The organism is Cobetia sp. ICG0124, from assembly GCF_004006355.1.
Taxonomy (GTDB): domain Bacteria; phylum Pseudomonadota; class Gammaproteobacteria; order Pseudomonadales; family Halomonadaceae; genus Cobetia; species Cobetia marina.
On the sequence record NZ_CP024893.1, the window covers coordinates 3,242,680 to 3,258,378 of the forward strand.

Sequence of the window (15,699 nt, forward strand, 5' to 3'; positions counted from 1 at the left end):
CATCATGCGGTCCAGCTGACGATAGCCGATGGCTTCCATCAGCTGGGGCCGCTGCACGCCATCCTGCGCAATGAGATCGCTCAACGTCAGCGCGACACGCAATACCCGGTGATAGGCACGCGCCGAGAGATTGAGACGCGACAGCACGCCGGCCAGCCACTGACGCTCGCCGTCCTCCAGCTGGCAGGCGGCTTCCAGGGCATGGGTGTCGAGATGGGCATTGAGCCCGCCGCGGGCCAATTGACGAGCGCGGGCTGCCAGCACCCGTTCGCGCACTGCGTCCGAGGCCTCACCGGGGGTCGCGGACGTCAGCTCCTCAGCAGGCAGTCCCGGTACCTCGACCTGCAGATCGATACGGTCCAGCAGCGGGCCAGATAGGCGCGCCTGATAGCGCTGGATCTGGGCCGGCGTGCAACTGCAGTTGCGACGGCTGTCACCAAGATAGCCGCACGGGCAGGGGTTCATCGCCGCCACCAGCTGGAAACGTGCCGGAAAGCGCCGCTGATGGCTGGCACGCGAGATGAGGATGCGACCGCTCTCCAGCGGCTCACGCATCACTTCCAGTACACCACGATCAAATTCCGCCAGCTCGTCCAGAAACAGCACGCCATGATGGGCCAGCGACACCTCTCCCGGACGCGGCCTGGAGCCACCCCCGACCAGCGCGACACCACTGGCGGTATGATGCGGCGCCCGGAAGGGCCGCTGGCCCCAGCGCTCCATGATCGGCATCCCGCAGACCGAGCGTACCGCCGCGACTTCCAGGGCCTCGGCTTCTCCCAGCGGCGGCAGAATGCCGGAGAGGCGACTGGCCAGCATCGTCTTGCCCGTACCCGGCGGCCCCGCGAACAGCAGGTTGTGGCCTCCCGCAGCGGCAATCTCCAGCGCACGCCGCGCCTGATGCTGGCCACGCACCTCGCTCAGGTCCGGCTCCGGGAGTCGCGCCTGAGGAGTGACGGAACAGACATGCGGCATGATCCTCTCACGCCCGAGAAGGTGCGCCACCAACTCCAGCAGATGGCCCACGGACAGCACATCCAGCTGTTCCGCCAGCGCGGCCTCATCGGCATTGCCACGCGGCACCACCAGGGTGCGCCCGGCCTTGCGACAGCAGAGCGCAGCAGGCAGCACGCCCGTAACGGAGCGAATGCTGCCATCGAGTGCCAACTCGCCCAGACACTCGATCTGCGCCACGGCCTCTTCCGGCACCTGACCGGATGCCACCAGGATGCCCAGTGCGATCGGCAGATCAAAGCGCCCACCCTCCTTGGGCAGGTCAGCCGGGGCCAGATTGAGGGTGATTCGGCGCGCTGGAAACTCGAAGCCTGCATTGAGCAATGCGCTGCGCACTCGCTCACGACTTTCCTTCACCGCCGCTTCCGGCAAGCCAACGATGGAGAGCCCCGGCAGCCCGTTGGAGAGGTGTACCTCTACCTGCACCTCCGGAGCTTCAAGACCAAGAGATGCGCGCGTGCGCAACATTGCCAATGACATGAGTCTTCCCTGCGTGATGCCGCCTCTCTGCTGCACGGCGCAATCGGAGCAGGCACCCGCCTGCCATGAGCGCGAGGGCACGTATATTTGATCGGTTGTCTCGGCCCTGCTGATACAACCGCCAAGCTGTCTCAAGGAGGCCACCCAAGGGTGGCAGAGAATCGTCCAACCCACGGAAAGGGCCAGCCATTCAGGACGACTTCGGCTTGTTTCAGGAGTAACACCCCATGCAAGACATGCTTGCCTCGCTGGCACCCATGGCGGACATCATCGGCATGCTCGGCACCTCTCTGGTGGTCGGTGCCTTCTTTCTGCTGCAGATTGGCAGACTCGATGCACGTAGCCTGACCTACAACCTCATGAATCTGAGCGGGGCGATCCTCTTGTTGATCAGCCTGTGCATCAACTTCAATCTCGCCAGCTTCGTGATCGAGGTGTTCTGGATCGTGGCATCTCTGGTGGGCCTGGTTCGCTGGTTGATGGGGTCTCGTCCACAGACGGTCTGATCAGGCGTCGCGTTGACGCTCGATCTCCTCGGCGTGGCTGGCGGCTTCCCGCTTTGCCAGCGCGGTCTCTCCCTCATCGTCCACCGCCACGGCAGGCTCGGTGGTCGACGCAGCACCCGCCACCAGTCCCTGCTTCTCCAGCAGCGCCTCAAGTGCGATGACCTGCTTCTCCAGCGACTCCACACGCCCGCGAGTCCGCGTCAGCACATCCATCATGATGTCGAAGTCCTCGCGCGACACCAGTTCCATGCGATCAAAGGCGCTGCGCATCACGCCCTGTACGGACTTCTGCAGCTCTTCCGGGCCGTGCGAGGCGTCCTGGAGGCGCTCACCGATCTGCTGGGCCATACGCCCGATGACGTCGTTCTTGAACATGCTCCACCTCAGCCATTGCAAGCCGACGGGCCCATCATGGGGACAACTAGATGAATTTAAAGATTTTTTAACCTCATGGCATACCTCGTGCGATGCACTTGTCAGGAACAGGCCACCAGCAGTGTCTGATTGGCCGCACTCAACATGACAGATCATTGCGGTAGCAAACGGGGGCAGCACATGAAACTGATCACCGCCATCATCAAACCCTTCAAGCTGGACGACGTGCGTGAAGCGCTGGCCGACAACGGCGTGCAAGGCATCACGGTCACGGAAGTGAAGGGCTTCGGGCGACAGAAGGGCCACACCGAGCTGTATCGCGGCGCCGAGTATGTCGTCGACTTCCTTCCCAAGGTCAAGATTGAAGTGGCTGTTGATGACAGCAGTGTGGAAACGGTGCTGGACGCCATCACCCAGGCAGCCAACAGCGGCAAGATCGGCGACGGCAAGCTGTTCGTCACCCCGCTGGATGACGTGATCCGTATCCGTACCGGTGAACGCGGCGCCGATGCTGTCTGAGCCCCGCGCACAATAATAAAGGAGAATCCCGCATGAACGAGATCATCGAGGTCAAGTACGCACTTGATACCTTCTATTTCCTGGTCTGTGGCGCCCTGGTGCTGTGGATGGCTGCCGGCTTTGCCATGCTGGAAGCTGGCCTGGTACGCGCCAAGAACACTACCGAGATCCTGACCAAGAACGTGGCGCTGTTCGCCATCGCCTGCACCATGTACATGGTGGTCGGTTACCACATCATGTACTCAAGCGCCGAAGGCGGCTTCCTGCCGAGCCTGGGCTTCTTGATCGGCGCCGAGAATACCGCTGAGGAAGCGCTCGCTTCCGGTGGCGACATCTACTACAGCGCGCGTTCCGACTTCTTCTTCCAGGTGGTGTTCGTGGCGACCGCCATGTCCATCGTCTCCGGTGCAGTCGCCGAGCGCATGAAGCTGTGGGCCTTCCTGGCCTTCGCCGTGGTCATGACGGGCGTCATCTACCCGGTCCAGGGCTACTGGACCTGGGGTGGCGGCTTCCTGAGCGAAGCGGGCTTCAGTGACTTCGCCGGCTCCGGCATCGTGCACATGGCAGGCGCTTCCGCCGCACTGGCTGGCGTGCTGCTGCTGGGGGCTCGCAAGGGCAAGTACGGCAAGAACGGTGAGATCAACGCCATCCCGGGCTCCAATCTGCCGCTGGCGACCCTGGGCACCTTCATCCTGTGGCTGGGATGGCTGGGCTTCAACGGCGGCTCCGAGCTGGTGCTGTCCAACATCGATGAAGCCAACGCGGTCGCTCAGGTCTTCGTCAACACCAACGCCGCTGCCTGCGGGGGTGTCATCGCTGCCCTGATCCTCGCCCGCCTGTGGTTCCGCAAGGCTGACCTGACCATGGCCCTCAACGGCGCCCTGGCTGGCCTGGTCGCCATCACCGCTGGTCCGCTGGCACCGAGTGTCGGTGCTGCCACCCTGATCGGCGCCGTCGGTGGCCTGCTGGTGGTGTTCTCCATCGTCGGCCTCGACAAGCTCAAGCTCGATGACCCGGTCGGTGCCATCTCCGTCCACGGTGTAGTCGGTCTCTGGGGCCTGATGGCAGTGCCGCTGACCAATGACGATGCCACCTTCTCCGCACAGCTGCTGGGCGCCGTGTCCATCTTCGCCTGGGTATTCATCGCAAGCTTCGTGGTCTGGCTGGTCATCAAGACCATCATGGGACTGCGCGTCAGCGAAGAGGAAGAGTACGAAGGCGTCGATCTGGCGGAATGTGGCATGGAGGCGTATCCGGAATTCACCTCCAGCCGCAAGTAATCAAGGATCGAGACTCACGCGACACCCAAAGACTCCCGCCACCTGGCGGGAGTCTTTTTTCCTGACCGGATAAGCGGTGTATGCTTGAGCAATAGGGGCTGGCGTGGCGAGCAGCAACGCCACCCGCACCATCACCCAAGGAGAGAGACGATGAAACTGGTCACTGCCATCATCAAGCCATTCAAGCTCGACGACGTACGCGAATCCCTGTCCGAGATTGGCGTCCAGGGTATCACCGTGACCGAGGTCAAGGGTTTTGGCCGCCAGAAGGGCCACACGGAGCTGTATCGGGGTGCCGAGTATGTGGTCGACTTCCTTCCCAAGGTGAAGCTCGAGGTCGCCGTGGATGACGCCATGATCGATTCCGTGATCGAGGCGATCACCAATGTCGCCAACACCGGCAAGATCGGTGACGGCAAGATCTTCGTCTCGCCGCTGGAGCAGGTCATTCGCATCCGTACCGGCGAGACCGGCAAGGACGCCGTCTAAGCCCCTGGTGCAAGCCCAAAAAACCGCAGGCCATTGGTCTGCGGTTTTTTCGTTTCAGCACGTGCCGTTCATGCGTGATGCTCGTGGTTCATGCTCAGGGCATCACTTCTCAACACGCTCACTTCTCAACAAAGGCACGCTCGATCACATAGTCACCCGGCACACCCATCTTCGGCGAGATGGCGAAGCCACGGGCATCCAGCATGGCGCTGATATCGTCGAGCATCGCCGGCGAGCCGCAGATCATCGCGCGGTCACGCTTCGGGTCCAGCGGCGGCAGGCCGATGTCCTCGAACAGCTTGCCATTCTCGACCAGATCCGTGATGCGGCCCTGATTGCGGAACTCCTCGCGCGTCACGGTCGGGTAGTAGATCAGCTTCTCGGCGATCTCTTCCCCAAGATACTCGTGCTTGGGCAGCTCTTCCGCGATCATGTCGGCATAGGCCAGCTCTGAGACATGGCGCACACCGTGCATCAGGACGATCTTGTCATAGCGCTCATAGGTCTCCGGGTCCTGAATCACGCTCAGGAAGGGCGCCAGGCCAGTTCCGGTGGAGAACAGGTAAAGATTCTCGCCCGGCAGCAGATCGTCCAGCACCAGCGTTCCGGTGGGCTTGCGCGAGACCATGATCTGGTCACCCGGCTTGAGGTGCTGAAGGCGTGAGGTCAGCGGGCCGTCCTGCACCTTGATGGAAAAGAACTCCAGATGCTCTTCGTAGTTCGGGCTGGCGATCGAGTAGGCGCGCATCAGCGGCTTGCCTTCGACTTCCAGGCCGATCATCACGAACTGGCCATTCTTGAAGCGCAGGCTGTCTTCCCGCTGGGTGCGGAAGCTGAACAGCGAGTCGTTCCAATGATGGACGTCGATGACTTCGGTAGTGGTCAGACTGCTCACCTGGTGGCCTCCCGGGGTCGCGCCCCTTGAAATCAAGCATTCTATTATGGAATAAGCAAATAACAGCTTATGACCCAATGAACTATGCAGCGATTGTAGTCACTGTTGGGTTATGCGTTAAATGGTTTATCTGGATATAGGTTATCCAGACTATCAATATTGATTGCGAATGAATCGCATTACAAGCCCGCTGCATGCACAAGGAGGCGGAATGCGTTACAGCCTGCGACAACTGGCGGTCTTCGTTGCCGTGGCACGCCACGACAACGTCTCGCTGGCAGCCGAAAGCCTCGCGATGTCACAGTCCGCCGCCAGCACGGCCCTGGCCGAACTGGAGCGCCAGTTCGACTGCCGCCTGTTCGACCGGCATGGCAAACGCCTGCGCCTCAATGGCCTTGGCCGCGAACTGCTTCCCAAGGCCATCGCCTTGCTGGATCAGGCGGAAGAACTCGAGCAGCTGCTCGGCCAGCAGGATGCCACCGGTTCACTGGAAATCGGCGCCACCCTGACCATCGGCAACTACCTGGCGCCCCAGATCGTCGGCAGCTTCCTCGAGCATCATCCGGCCAGCCGTGTGGAGCTGCATGTCCTCAACACCCACCAGCTGATCGAGAAGCTAGCGCATTTCGAGCTCGATATCGGGCTGGTGGAAGGCGAGGTGGAGCACCCATTGCTGGAAGCCACGCACTGGGTAAGTGATCGCCTGAGCATCTTCTGCGCTCCCTCGCATCCTCTGGCCCGAGGAGAGTTGACGCTCGCACGTCTGCTGGAGGCGCGCTGGATCATGCGTGAACGGGGCTCTGGCACCCGCAGCACCTTCGAACAGGCACTGCGCCCACACCTCGAGAGCCCCTCGGACAGCGTGGCCCAGCGACTCGACATCATGATGGAACTGGAGCACACCGAGGGGATAAAGCGCGCGGTGGAGGCCGGCCTGGGGATCGGCTGCGTTTCACGACTGGCGCTACGAGACGCCTTCCGGCGCGGTAGCCTGGTCGAGCTGCCTACCCCATGGCTGGAACTGACTCGCGCCTATCGATTCGTCCATCATCGCGACCGCTTCATTACCCAGGCCATGCGCGAGTTCGTGACGAGCTGCCGCACCCTGAGTGGCTCTGCCTCACGCAGCGACGAGATCGAGATGCATCAGGTACCGTGATCAGTGATTCAGGCCAGTGAAGCGCTGCTTGATGTCGTCGGCACTCTCATGGGAGAGATCCTTGTCGACGGTCTCGCTGACCAGCTTGGCCACCGGCTTGTCGAGCTTGTCACGCAGCGCACCGAGGAACTTGGGTGCGGCAGCGATGATCAGCTGATCAAACTTGCCGTCGTTGGCCGCCTGCTTGAGATATTGCGCCACTTCCTTGGCGAAGAAGTCCTGATGCTTGTCCGAGGTCGCGCCATCATCTCCCGTCTGATGCAGGCTACCGTGCCCGCCACTGGACTCGCCCTTGCCACCGGTTCTCAAGTCACCGGTATGCTGACGGCTTTCAGGATGTACGAGGCTGTCCACTTCAGTGACCTTGCCGGCAGCACGGGCAAAGATACGAGCGCGGGCGGCATCAGCAGCAACGATGTAAGTAACCATTTACACACTCCCTGTCTCTCGTGAGGCGTCGTTGATCGACATGGCCGTCGCCACTCCCGGACATGACGCGGCTGGCGAAGTGCGTGCTAACATCCGCTGCACACAGGGCCCGCTCTGTCCTCTTTCTCGCCCTCTCACTCTTTTGCTCTGTTCCGGAGATGTCTCGATGCGCGATCTGCTCCTGATGCGCCGCCCACTGCCCCGCCGTGTGCTGGTCACCGCTCACCTGTCGATTCAGCTGGGCCTTCTGGTCGCGGCTACCGGTTGGACGCTGCAGCACCTGACGCCCATCGGGCCGGACAATTCACTGCTGGCACAATGGCCAGTCCTGTCTCAGGGTGTCGGCGGCTTCCTGCTGGCCTCCGTTCTCACGCGTCTGCTGTTCGAGCTGTTGATGGCACCGCATCACGTGATGAGCGTACGTGGCGCCAACCACTCGTTGGATGCAGCCGCACTTGTCACGCGCTCCATCTCACGTCGCCCTGCCGTGCATGACGATGACGACAGCTGGGTCGGCAAGCCGCGTAGTGTCACCTGGCCGCGCGAGGGCGAGGCATCAGCTGCCACACCGGCGGCAACGACGTCTTTTCTGCGGCTCACATCATCCGATCAGTCCGTGGCCTCAATGCCCCAGTATCTGGCTGAGGAACAGCTGGGTCCGCTCGGACTGCGGATTGTTGAAGAACGGCTCCGGCGCGTTCTCTTCGATGATCTGCCCCTGATCCATGAAGATGACACGATCCGCCACCGTCTTGGCGAAGCCCATCTCGTGGGTCACGCACAGCATGGTCATGCCTTCATTGGCCAGTTCGACCATGACATCCAGCACTTCCTTGATCATCTCCGGGTCCAGCGCCGACGTCGGCTCATCGAACAGCATCACCTCCGGGCTCAGACACAGCGAGCGTGCGATCGCGACACGCTGCTGCTGGCCGCCGGACAGCTGCCCCGGGAACTTGTGGGCCTGATCGGCGATGCGCACCCGCTCCAGGTACTTCATGGCTTCGGCTTCCGCCTCGCGGCGTGGCCGCTTCTGTACCCAGATCGGCGCCAGACAGCAGTTCTCCAGCACCGTCAGATGCGGGAACAGATTGAAGTGCTGGAAGACCATGCCGACGTTGCGACGGATCGCCTCGATCTGCTTGATGTCCTGGGTCAGCGGCATGCCGTTGACCACGATATCGCCTTCCTGATGCTCCTCGAGATGATTGATGCAGCGGATCATCGTCGACTTGCCGGACCCTGAAGGCCCGCAGATGACGATACGTTCGCCCTTGCGCACGCTCAGGTTGATGTCACGCAGCACGTGGAAGTCGCCGTACCACTTGTTGAGGCCCTTGAGCTCGATCATCGGGCGCTCATCGGCACCGGTTTTGCCCTGCGAGGCGGATGTTGTCGTTGTCATGATGAAGATTCCTTGGCGCCGTGATCAGCGCTTCTTGTGACCGGTATGCAGCAGGCGCTCGAGATACTGGCTGTAGCGCGACATGCTGAAGCAGAAGACCCAGAAGACCAGTGCTACGAAGGCATAGCCCTCGATGGAGTAGCCCAGCCATTTGGGGTCGGCGAGACCGGCCTGCACGATGGCGAGCAGATCGAAGAGCCCGATGATCAGTACCAGCGAGGTGTCCTTGAACAGGGCGATGAAGGTGTTGACGATGCCGGGGATCATCATCTTGAGCGCCTGGGGCAGCACGATCAGCCCCATGTTGCGCCAGTAGCCCAGCCCCAGCGCCATGCCGGCCTCGGTCTGCCCTTTCGGGATCGCCTGCAGGCCACCACGCACCACCTCCGCCATGTAGGCACTCTGGAACAGGGTGATGCCGATCAGCGCACGCACCAGCTTGTCCAGATTGACCTCACCGGGCACGAACAGCGGCAACATCACCGAGGCCATGAACAGCACGGTGATCAACGGTACCCCGCGCCAGAACTCGATGAACACGACGCAGATGCTCTTCACGATCGGCATCTCGGAACGCCGTCCCAGCGCCAGCAGGATCCCCAGCGGCAATGCCGCCACGATGCCCACCACCGCCAGCACCAGAGTCAGCATCAGGCCGCCCCACTCGTGGGTGCCGACGACCTCGAGCCCGAAGCTGCCACCATGCAGCAGGAAGTAGGCGATGAAGGGGAAGACCGCCAGCGTGACGATGGCGACCCAGCCCTTTGCCGGCAGTTTCGGAATCGCCAGCCAGGCGATCAGCACGGCAAAGATGGCGAACACGATATCGACCCGCCAGGTCTCCTCACTCGGATAGAAGCCATAGATGAACTGATCGAGGCGGGCGCTGATGAAGACCCAGCACGCCCCCTCACCCGTGCAATCAGCACGCGATGTGCCACTCCAGTCGGCATCGATCAGCGCCCATTGCAGGCTGGGCACCACCAGCAGGTAGACCAGATACAGCGCGAACAGCGTGAACAGCGTATTGATCGGTCCGGCGAACAGATTGGCTCGCAGCCAGGCCACCGCACCGATGCTGTCGCTTGGCGCCGGGCGGGAATCGATCATCTTCTCGGTAACCCGTGACAGGGTCTTTTCAATCGACATGGGCAGACCCTCAGCGCTCGACCAACGCCATGCGGGCGTTGAACCAGTTCATGAACATGGAGACCAGCAGACTGATGGTCAGATACACCAGCATCGTCATGGCGATCACCTCGATGGCCTGACCCGTCTGGTTGAGCGTGGTACCCGCGAAGACCGAGACCAGATCGGGATAGCCGATGGCCGTGGCCAGCGACGAGTTCTTGATCAGGTTCAGGTACTGGCTGGTCAGCGGCGGGATGATGACGCGCAGTGCCTGCGGCACCACCACGAGGCGCAGCGTCATGCCACCTGACAGCGACAGCGCCCGTGAGGCCTCCGTCTGGCCGTGCGGTACCGCCTCGATGCCGGAACGCACGATCTCGGCGATGAACGCCGCGGTGTACACCGACAGCGCGACCCACAGGGCGAGGAACTCGGGAACGACCGTGATGCCGCCACGGAAGTTGAAGCCCTTGAGTTCCGGCAGCTCCCAGCTCAGCGGCATGCCCATCGCGAAGTAGGCCAGCAGCGGCGCCACGATGATCAGGCCGAGCGAGATCCAGCCCGCCGGCAAGCGCTGACCGGTACGGGCCTGACGCTGGCGGTTCCAGTAGCTGAAGATGCCGCTGGCGACGACGGCCAGCACGAACACGGCAATCACCACCGAGAAGCCGCTGGAGGTGATCGGTGCCGGCACGAACAGACCGCGCACGTTGAGGAAGAAGGCCTCGCCCAGCGACAGCGAACCTCGCGGACTCGGCAGAGTGCGAAGAACGGCGAAGTACCAGAAGAAGATCTGCAGCAGCAGGGGAATGTTGCGGAAGACTTCGATATAGACCGCCGCCAGCCGCGAGATCAGCCAGTTGGGGGAGAGACGGGCGATCCCCATGATGAAGCCGATCACGGTGGCCGCGATGACGCCCAGTGCGGATACCAGCAGGGTGTTGAGCAGACCGACGATGAAGGTATCGCCATAGGTGGACTGCTCGGAATAGTCGATCAGACTTTGCAGAATGCCAAAGCCTGCGGTGTTGTCCAGGAAGGCAAAGCCGGTGGTGATGCCACGGCTTTCGAGGTTGGTCAGGGTATTGCTGACGATGATCGCCAACACGCCGAACACGCCTGCCAGCATCAGAAGTTGGAAGATCAGTGCTCGCTTGGCCGGGTCACGCCAGAATGGCGGCTTGACCGTGGCCGGCGGGCGAGAAGCAGGTTGTGTCATACAGGCAATCTCCGCCGGAAAGCTATGCGACTTCCGCCTGCCGCCCTATCGAACGGCAGATCAGTTATCTCTCGGCACTCGAGGAAAGGATCACGGGGAACAGACCAAGCCGGCGAGCCGAGGCATCAGCGAACGGGCGGTGCGTACTGGACGCCGCCGTCGGTCCACAGCGCGTTCAGACCACGCTCGATCCCCAGAGCGGAACCAGTGCCGACATTGCGCTCGAACATCTGCCCGTAGTTGCCCACCTGCTTGATGACCTGATAGGCCCAGTCAGCCGGGAGCCCCATGGCTTCGCCGTAGTTGCCATCGGCACCGACCAGACGCGCGACATTGGGATTGGTATCCGACTTCTTGGCTTCGATGTTGTCGGAGGTCAGACCCATCTCTTCGGCGTTGATCTGAGCGAACAGGGTCCATTTGACGATGTTGAACCACTGGTCATCGCCCTGACGGACGACGGGGCCCAGCGGCTCCTTGGAGATGACTTCCGGCAGTACCATGGCGGAGGCCGGATCGGAGAGCTTGATGCGCAGGGCGTAGAGCTGGGACTGGTCGGAGGTCAGGACGTCACAGCGGCCCGCTTCGAAGCCCTTGACGGTCTGGTCGGAGGTGTCGAAGACGACCGGCTCGAAGGACATCTCGTTGAGGCGGAAATAATCCGCCAGGTTCAACTCGGTGGTGGTACCGGACTGGATACAGACCGCCGCGCCATCCAGCTCCTTGGCACTGGAGACCCCCAGGTCCTTGCTGACCATGAAGCCCTGGCCGTCGTAATAGTTCACGCCGGCGAAGTTGAGGCCCAGAGACGTGTCACGCGTGGCGGTCCAGGTGGTATTGCGCGACAGGACATCGATTTCACCGGACTGCAGCGCGGTGAAGCGTTCCTTGGCCGTCAGCGGGACGTAGCGCACCTTGCTGGCATCACCCAGCACAGCCGCCGCGACACCACGGCAGACATCGACATCCAGGCCCTGCCAGTTGCCGGCGTCATCCGGCGCCGAGAAGCCCGGCAGACCGGTGCTGACACCACACTGGACAAAGCCCTTTTCCTTGACGCTATCCAGAGTCGCGGCACTGGCACCACTGGCTACCGAGGCAGCCAGGAGGGCGGCGCTAGCGATCAGCAGTGGCTTCTTGTTGTTATGCATCTTGAATCCCTCGCGTATGTCTGGAATCCGCTCGGAAACACCCCGAGACGGTGATGGTGCAATGCTGTGCATGGCACCCCTCGACAATAGCAAGCTCCGTTCCAATTTCCGCCTATCGTGTGATCCGCTGCGTTCAACGCTGAAAAAACAGCCGAACGGCAGTGAAAACGGCCAAACCTCCCGATGCCGACCGTCGATCATATGGCGAGACAAGCGTGCAGATAGTGGCGTCTGACGCCTCGTTCGCTTCATATCGGTGCAAAATAAAAACGGCCGTTTCATGACGAAACGGCCGTTTCAGTCTTCCAGCAGACGCTGCATGAAGGGAGGCAGTACCAGGGCGGCACGATGGCCTTCCACGGTATAGAAATCGCGCGCGAAGCTGGCCGCAGCCGCGTCTTCCTCACGGAAGGACTTCACGTCACATCCCTTGCCCGCCAGGGTGCAGCTCCACCAGCCGGACGGGTATACCGGCTGCGGGAACGGCAGGGTCGCGACGCTGTCGAAGCCCGCTTCGCCCATGTCGTTGCGCAGGTCCTTGATGATGGAGTCGGTGTGATACAGCGGCGACTCGCTTTGCTGCACCATCACCCCCCCCTGCTTGAGGATACGGTGGCAGCGCTTGAGGAAGTCGGTCTTGAACAGACCTTCCGCCGGACCGACCGGATCCGTGGAATCGACGATCAGCACGTCGATGCTCTCGTCCGGGCAGTTGTCGACCCACTTGACGCCATCCTCGAACAGCAGCTCGGCACGCGGGTCATCATTGGACTCGACCAGTGCCGGGAAGAACTGCTCGGAAGCCCGCGTGACCGCCGGATCGATGTCGATCTGGGTGACCTTCTCCACGCCCGGGTGCTTGAGCACCTCACGCAGGGTGCCACAGTCGCCCCCCCCGATGATGACGACACGCTTGGGGGCCGCGTGGGTGAACAGCGCCGGATGCGACATCATCTCGTGATAGAGGAAGTTGTCGCGGTCGGTCAGCATCACGCAGCCATCCAGCACCATCAGATTGCCGTAGGTCTCGGTGGCATAGACCTCAAGGTGCTGATAAGGCGTCTGCTCGTCATGCAGCTTGTGGCTGACCTTGAGCGAGAAGGCGCTGCCGTGGCGGTCGAAGATTTCGGTGAACCAGGAGCCATCGAGATGTTCGGTCATGAGAACCCGGGTAGAGGCCTGGCACACGGCCCGTCACAGGCGGCTCAGGCGCACCATCAGACGTCCGCCCAGGTGGCAGCCAAGCCCGGCAAGAATGCCGAGGAAATCCGCCAGCGCATCCAGCACTTCTGCCCCGCGATAGGGAATCACCAGCTGCAGCCCCTCGATGCCAACGCCCAGCAGCAGCAAGGCGGGCAGGATGACCAGACTGCTCAACCCGGCCAGCCGCGTGGTCAGTGCCAGCAAGGCGAAGGCGGAGAAATGCTGCAGCTTGTCCCAGGGGAAGGTCTGCTCCGGGTGAGGCTCGCCCGGCGTGAGCGTGCCGAACAGGATCAGCAGCAGACAGAACAGTGCCACGCACGCCCAGCCTCGCCTTGGCGCGAGGCGCTGCTCCAGCGGCGTCATGCTCAATCGCGCGCCAGCGGCGTGGCGTTGGCGGTGTCATCCTGATGATAGGCGGGGCTCAGCTCATGCAGAGCGTCCATCAGAGCATTGACGTTGCCCGGGTCAGTGAACTGGCTGATGCCATGCCCCAGGTTGAAGATGTGGCCAGGCCCCTGACCGTAGCTATCGAGAATGCGGCCGACTTCGGCACGAATCGCGGCGGGAGTGCCGAACAGCGCATTCGGGTCCAGATTGCCCTGCAAGGCCACGCGATGGCCGACGCGCGCGCGCGCATCCGACATCTCGGTGGTCCAGTCCAGCCCGACACCGTCACAACCGCTGGCGGCGATGTGCTCGAGCCACTGGCCGCCATTCTTGGTGAACAGGATCACCGGCACGCGATTGCCTTCGCTGTCAGGCTTGAGGCCAGCGACGATCTGCTCCATGTAACGCAGCGAGAACTCGAGATAGGCCGGTGTGGACAGGGTGCCGCCCCAGGTATCGAAGATCTGCACTGCCTGGGCACCCGCCGCGATCTGGGCGTTCAGGTAATCGGTGACGGCCTGAGCGAGGGTGTCGAGCAACTGATGCATGGCTTCCGGGCTGGAATACATCAGGCCTTTCACGTGGCGGAAGTCCTTGCTGGAACCGCCCTCGACCATATAGGTCGCCAGCGTCCAGGGACTGCCGGAGAAACCGATCAGCGGTACGCGACCGTTCAGCTCGCGGCGGATGGTCGAGACGGCACGCATGACGTAATCGAGATCACGCTCGACGTTCGGAACGCTCAGCGCCTCGATTTCCGCGGCGGTGCGCACCGTCTTGCGGAATTTCGGACCTTCACCTGTCTCGAAGTAAAGCCCGAGGCCCATGGCATCCGGGATGGTCAGGATGTCGGAGAACAGAATGGCGGCATCGAGCGGGAAACGCTCCAGCGGCTGCAGCGTCACCTCGCAGGCACGCGCGGTGTCCATGCACAGGTCCATGAAGCCACCGGCCTGACCGCGGATTTCACGGTATTCCGGCAGATAACGGCCCGCCTGGCGCATCATCCAGACAGGGGTACGGTCAACCGGCTGACGGGCCAGCGCGCGCAGGAAGCGATCATTCTTCAGGGTCATCGGAATCACACATCAGCTCGGGAATGTCCCGGCATTCTATCAGAGCCTGAGCAAAATCCCGCCCATCGCGACGATGCAACAAATGCATTGGCATTGTGGTGGTGTCGGCAACAACGCTTTTCCATCGCAGGCGATGAGTCGCACGCTTCAGACTGGTAAACTCGCCTGATGATTGCATGCTGGCCGCCAATGACGTGAATCACTCATCGAGACATTGCCGAGTCCCCGCATGCCCGTGCTTTTTCAGCCCGGCGATTGTTCGGGCGTTCGAGGTGAACAGTGACCATTCGATTCATCGCCGCCTCGCGGCTGCCAACCCCCTGGGCGACCTTCACCATGCACGGTTTCGAGGACGAAACCACCGGCAAGGACCACATCGCTCTGACCCTGGGCGACATCGATGACGGTGCCCCGGTGCTGGGCCGTGTGCATTCCGAGTGCCTGACCGGCGACGCCCTCTTCTCCATGCGCTGTGACTGCGGCTATCAGCTGCAGGAAGCGCTCAAGCGCATTGCCGCCGAAGGGCGTGGCGTGCTGCTCTACCTGCGTCAGGAAGGGCGCGGCATCGGCCTGCTCAACAAGATTCGCGCCTATGAGCTGCAGGATGGCGGTGCCGATACCGTCGAAGCCAATGAGCGCCTGGGCTTCGGCGCTGACATGCGCCGCTACGATATCTGCGTCCCGATGCTGGAGCATCTCGGGGTCAGCACCCTCAAGCTGATGACCAACAACCCGCGCAAGGTCGATGCGCTCACCCGCGATGGCGTCACCATCAGCGAGCGTCAGCCGATCACCACCGGTCTGAACCCGCACAACGAGCAATACCTCTCGACCAAGGCCGGCAAGCTTGGCCACATGATGGCACTCGATGACTTCACCCACGCCAGCGACGTGGATATCGAGCGCAGCGAGTAGGAGCGTGACATGACGGCGTCATCCTATAGAGAGTAGGCTTGAGAGGAATCCGCGCCGGAGACATCA

16 protein-coding genes and 1 pseudogene are annotated in these 15,699 nt (G+C 62.1%); 6 read left to right on the forward strand and 11 right to left on the reverse strand.

Going from position 1 to position 15,699, the window contains the following annotated elements; translation table 11 throughout:
- Positions 1 to 1,494 (reverse strand): annotated as a pseudogene (locus CU110_RS15165) (YifB family Mg chelatase-like AAA ATPase); the annotation flags it as partial.
- Between the two features lie 227 nt (positions 1,495 to 1,721).
- Between CU110_RS15165 and CU110_RS15170 the strand changes: the two are divergent.
- Complete coding sequence (locus CU110_RS15170; protein WP_205632716.1) at positions 1,722 to 2,000, forward strand: hypothetical protein; 279 nt, start codon at positions 1,722 to 1,724, stop codon at positions 1,998 to 2,000.
- Here the strand turns inward: CU110_RS15170 and CU110_RS15175 are convergent, their stop codons facing one another.
- The gene (locus tag CU110_RS15175) at positions 2,001 to 2,375 is read right to left on the reverse strand and encodes an accessory factor UbiK family protein (RefSeq protein ID WP_084209517.1); all 375 of its coding nucleotides are present in this window, start codon (positions 2,373 to 2,375) and stop codon (positions 2,001 to 2,003) included.
- A gap of 180 nt (positions 2,376 to 2,555) precedes the next feature.
- Here CU110_RS15175 and CU110_RS15180 point away from each other — a divergent pair, with 180 nt between their 5' ends.
- From CU110_RS15180 to glnK, 3 genes are all read left to right on the forward strand, one after another.
- On the forward strand, positions 2,556 to 2,894 hold the full coding sequence (locus CU110_RS15180; RefSeq protein ID WP_065392452.1) for a P-II family nitrogen regulator: 339 nt from the start codon (positions 2,556 to 2,558) through the stop codon (positions 2,892 to 2,894).
- 32 nt (positions 2,895 to 2,926) lie between these two features.
- Positions 2,927 to 4,174: an ammonium transporter gene (locus tag CU110_RS15185; protein WP_077379618.1), complete on the forward strand. Its 1,248-nt coding sequence runs from the start codon at positions 2,927 to 2,929 to the stop codon at positions 4,172 to 4,174.
- A 150-nt stretch (positions 4,175 to 4,324) separates the two neighbouring features.
- Positions 4,325 to 4,663: a P-II family nitrogen regulator gene (gene glnK, locus CU110_RS15190; RefSeq protein ID WP_024951507.1), complete on the forward strand. Its 339-nt coding sequence runs from the start codon at positions 4,325 to 4,327 to the stop codon at positions 4,661 to 4,663.
- 118 nt (positions 4,664 to 4,781) lie between these two features.
- Here the strand turns inward: glnK and CU110_RS15195 are convergent, their stop codons facing one another.
- A complete protein-coding gene (locus CU110_RS15195; RefSeq protein ID WP_084209518.1) occupies positions 4,782 to 5,558 on the reverse strand; it encodes a ferredoxin--NADP reductase in 777 nt (258 codons plus the stop codon).
- A 211-nt stretch (positions 5,559 to 5,769) separates the two neighbouring features.
- On the opposite strand from CU110_RS15195, the gene CU110_RS15200 reads away from it, so the two are divergent.
- Positions 5,770 to 6,717, forward strand: a complete 948-nt coding sequence (locus tag CU110_RS15200; RefSeq protein ID WP_084209519.1) for a LysR family transcriptional regulator — start codon at positions 5,770 to 5,772, stop codon at positions 6,715 to 6,717.
- Here the strand turns inward: CU110_RS15200 and CU110_RS15205 are convergent, their stop codons facing one another.
- The 8 genes from CU110_RS15205 to hemE form a co-directional block, all read right to left on the reverse strand.
- Positions 6,718 to 7,146: a host attachment protein gene (locus CU110_RS15205; protein ID WP_077379624.1), complete on the reverse strand. Its 429-nt coding sequence runs from the start codon at positions 7,144 to 7,146 to the stop codon at positions 6,718 to 6,720.
- A gap of 622 nt (positions 7,147 to 7,768) precedes the next feature.
- On the reverse strand, positions 7,769 to 8,497 hold the full coding sequence (locus CU110_RS15210; RefSeq protein WP_043331784.1) for an amino acid ABC transporter ATP-binding protein: 729 nt from the start codon (positions 8,495 to 8,497) through the stop codon (positions 7,769 to 7,771).
- Between the two features lie 78 nt (positions 8,498 to 8,575).
- Complete coding sequence (locus CU110_RS15215; RefSeq protein WP_084209521.1) at positions 8,576 to 9,700, reverse strand: amino acid ABC transporter permease; 1,125 nt, start codon at positions 9,698 to 9,700, stop codon at positions 8,576 to 8,578.
- 10 nt (positions 9,701 to 9,710) lie between these two features.
- Positions 9,711 to 10,901 (reverse strand): amino acid ABC transporter permease, encoded by a 1,191-nt coding sequence (locus tag CU110_RS15220; RefSeq protein WP_077379632.1) that lies wholly within the window; start codon positions 10,899 to 10,901, stop codon positions 9,711 to 9,713.
- A gap of 125 nt (positions 10,902 to 11,026) precedes the next feature.
- Positions 11,027 to 12,052, reverse strand: a complete 1,026-nt coding sequence (locus CU110_RS15225; RefSeq protein ID WP_077379634.1) for an amino acid ABC transporter substrate-binding protein — start codon at positions 12,050 to 12,052, stop codon at positions 11,027 to 11,029.
- Positions 12,053 to 12,349: 297 nt separating this feature from the next.
- Positions 12,350 to 13,213 (reverse strand): polyamine aminopropyltransferase, encoded by an 864-nt coding sequence (speE, locus tag CU110_RS15230; RefSeq protein WP_077379636.1) that lies wholly within the window; start codon positions 13,211 to 13,213, stop codon positions 12,350 to 12,352.
- A gap of 33 nt (positions 13,214 to 13,246) precedes the next feature.
- The gene (locus CU110_RS15235; protein ID WP_127736564.1) at positions 13,247 to 13,618 is read right to left on the reverse strand and encodes a VanZ family protein; all 372 of its coding nucleotides are present in this window, start codon (positions 13,616 to 13,618) and stop codon (positions 13,247 to 13,249) included.
- A 2-nt stretch (positions 13,619 to 13,620) separates the two neighbouring features.
- The gene (gene hemE, locus CU110_RS15240; RefSeq protein ID WP_077380000.1) at positions 13,621 to 14,718 is read right to left on the reverse strand and encodes a uroporphyrinogen decarboxylase; all 1,098 of its coding nucleotides are present in this window, start codon (positions 14,716 to 14,718) and stop codon (positions 13,621 to 13,623) included.
- A gap of 279 nt (positions 14,719 to 14,997) precedes the next feature.
- On the opposite strand from hemE, the gene ribA reads away from it, so the two are divergent.
- Positions 14,998 to 15,633, forward strand: a complete 636-nt coding sequence (gene ribA / locus CU110_RS15245) for a GTP cyclohydrolase II (protein WP_077379640.1) — start codon at positions 14,998 to 15,000, stop codon at positions 15,631 to 15,633.
- Positions 15,634 to 15,699 lie beyond the last annotated feature (66 nt).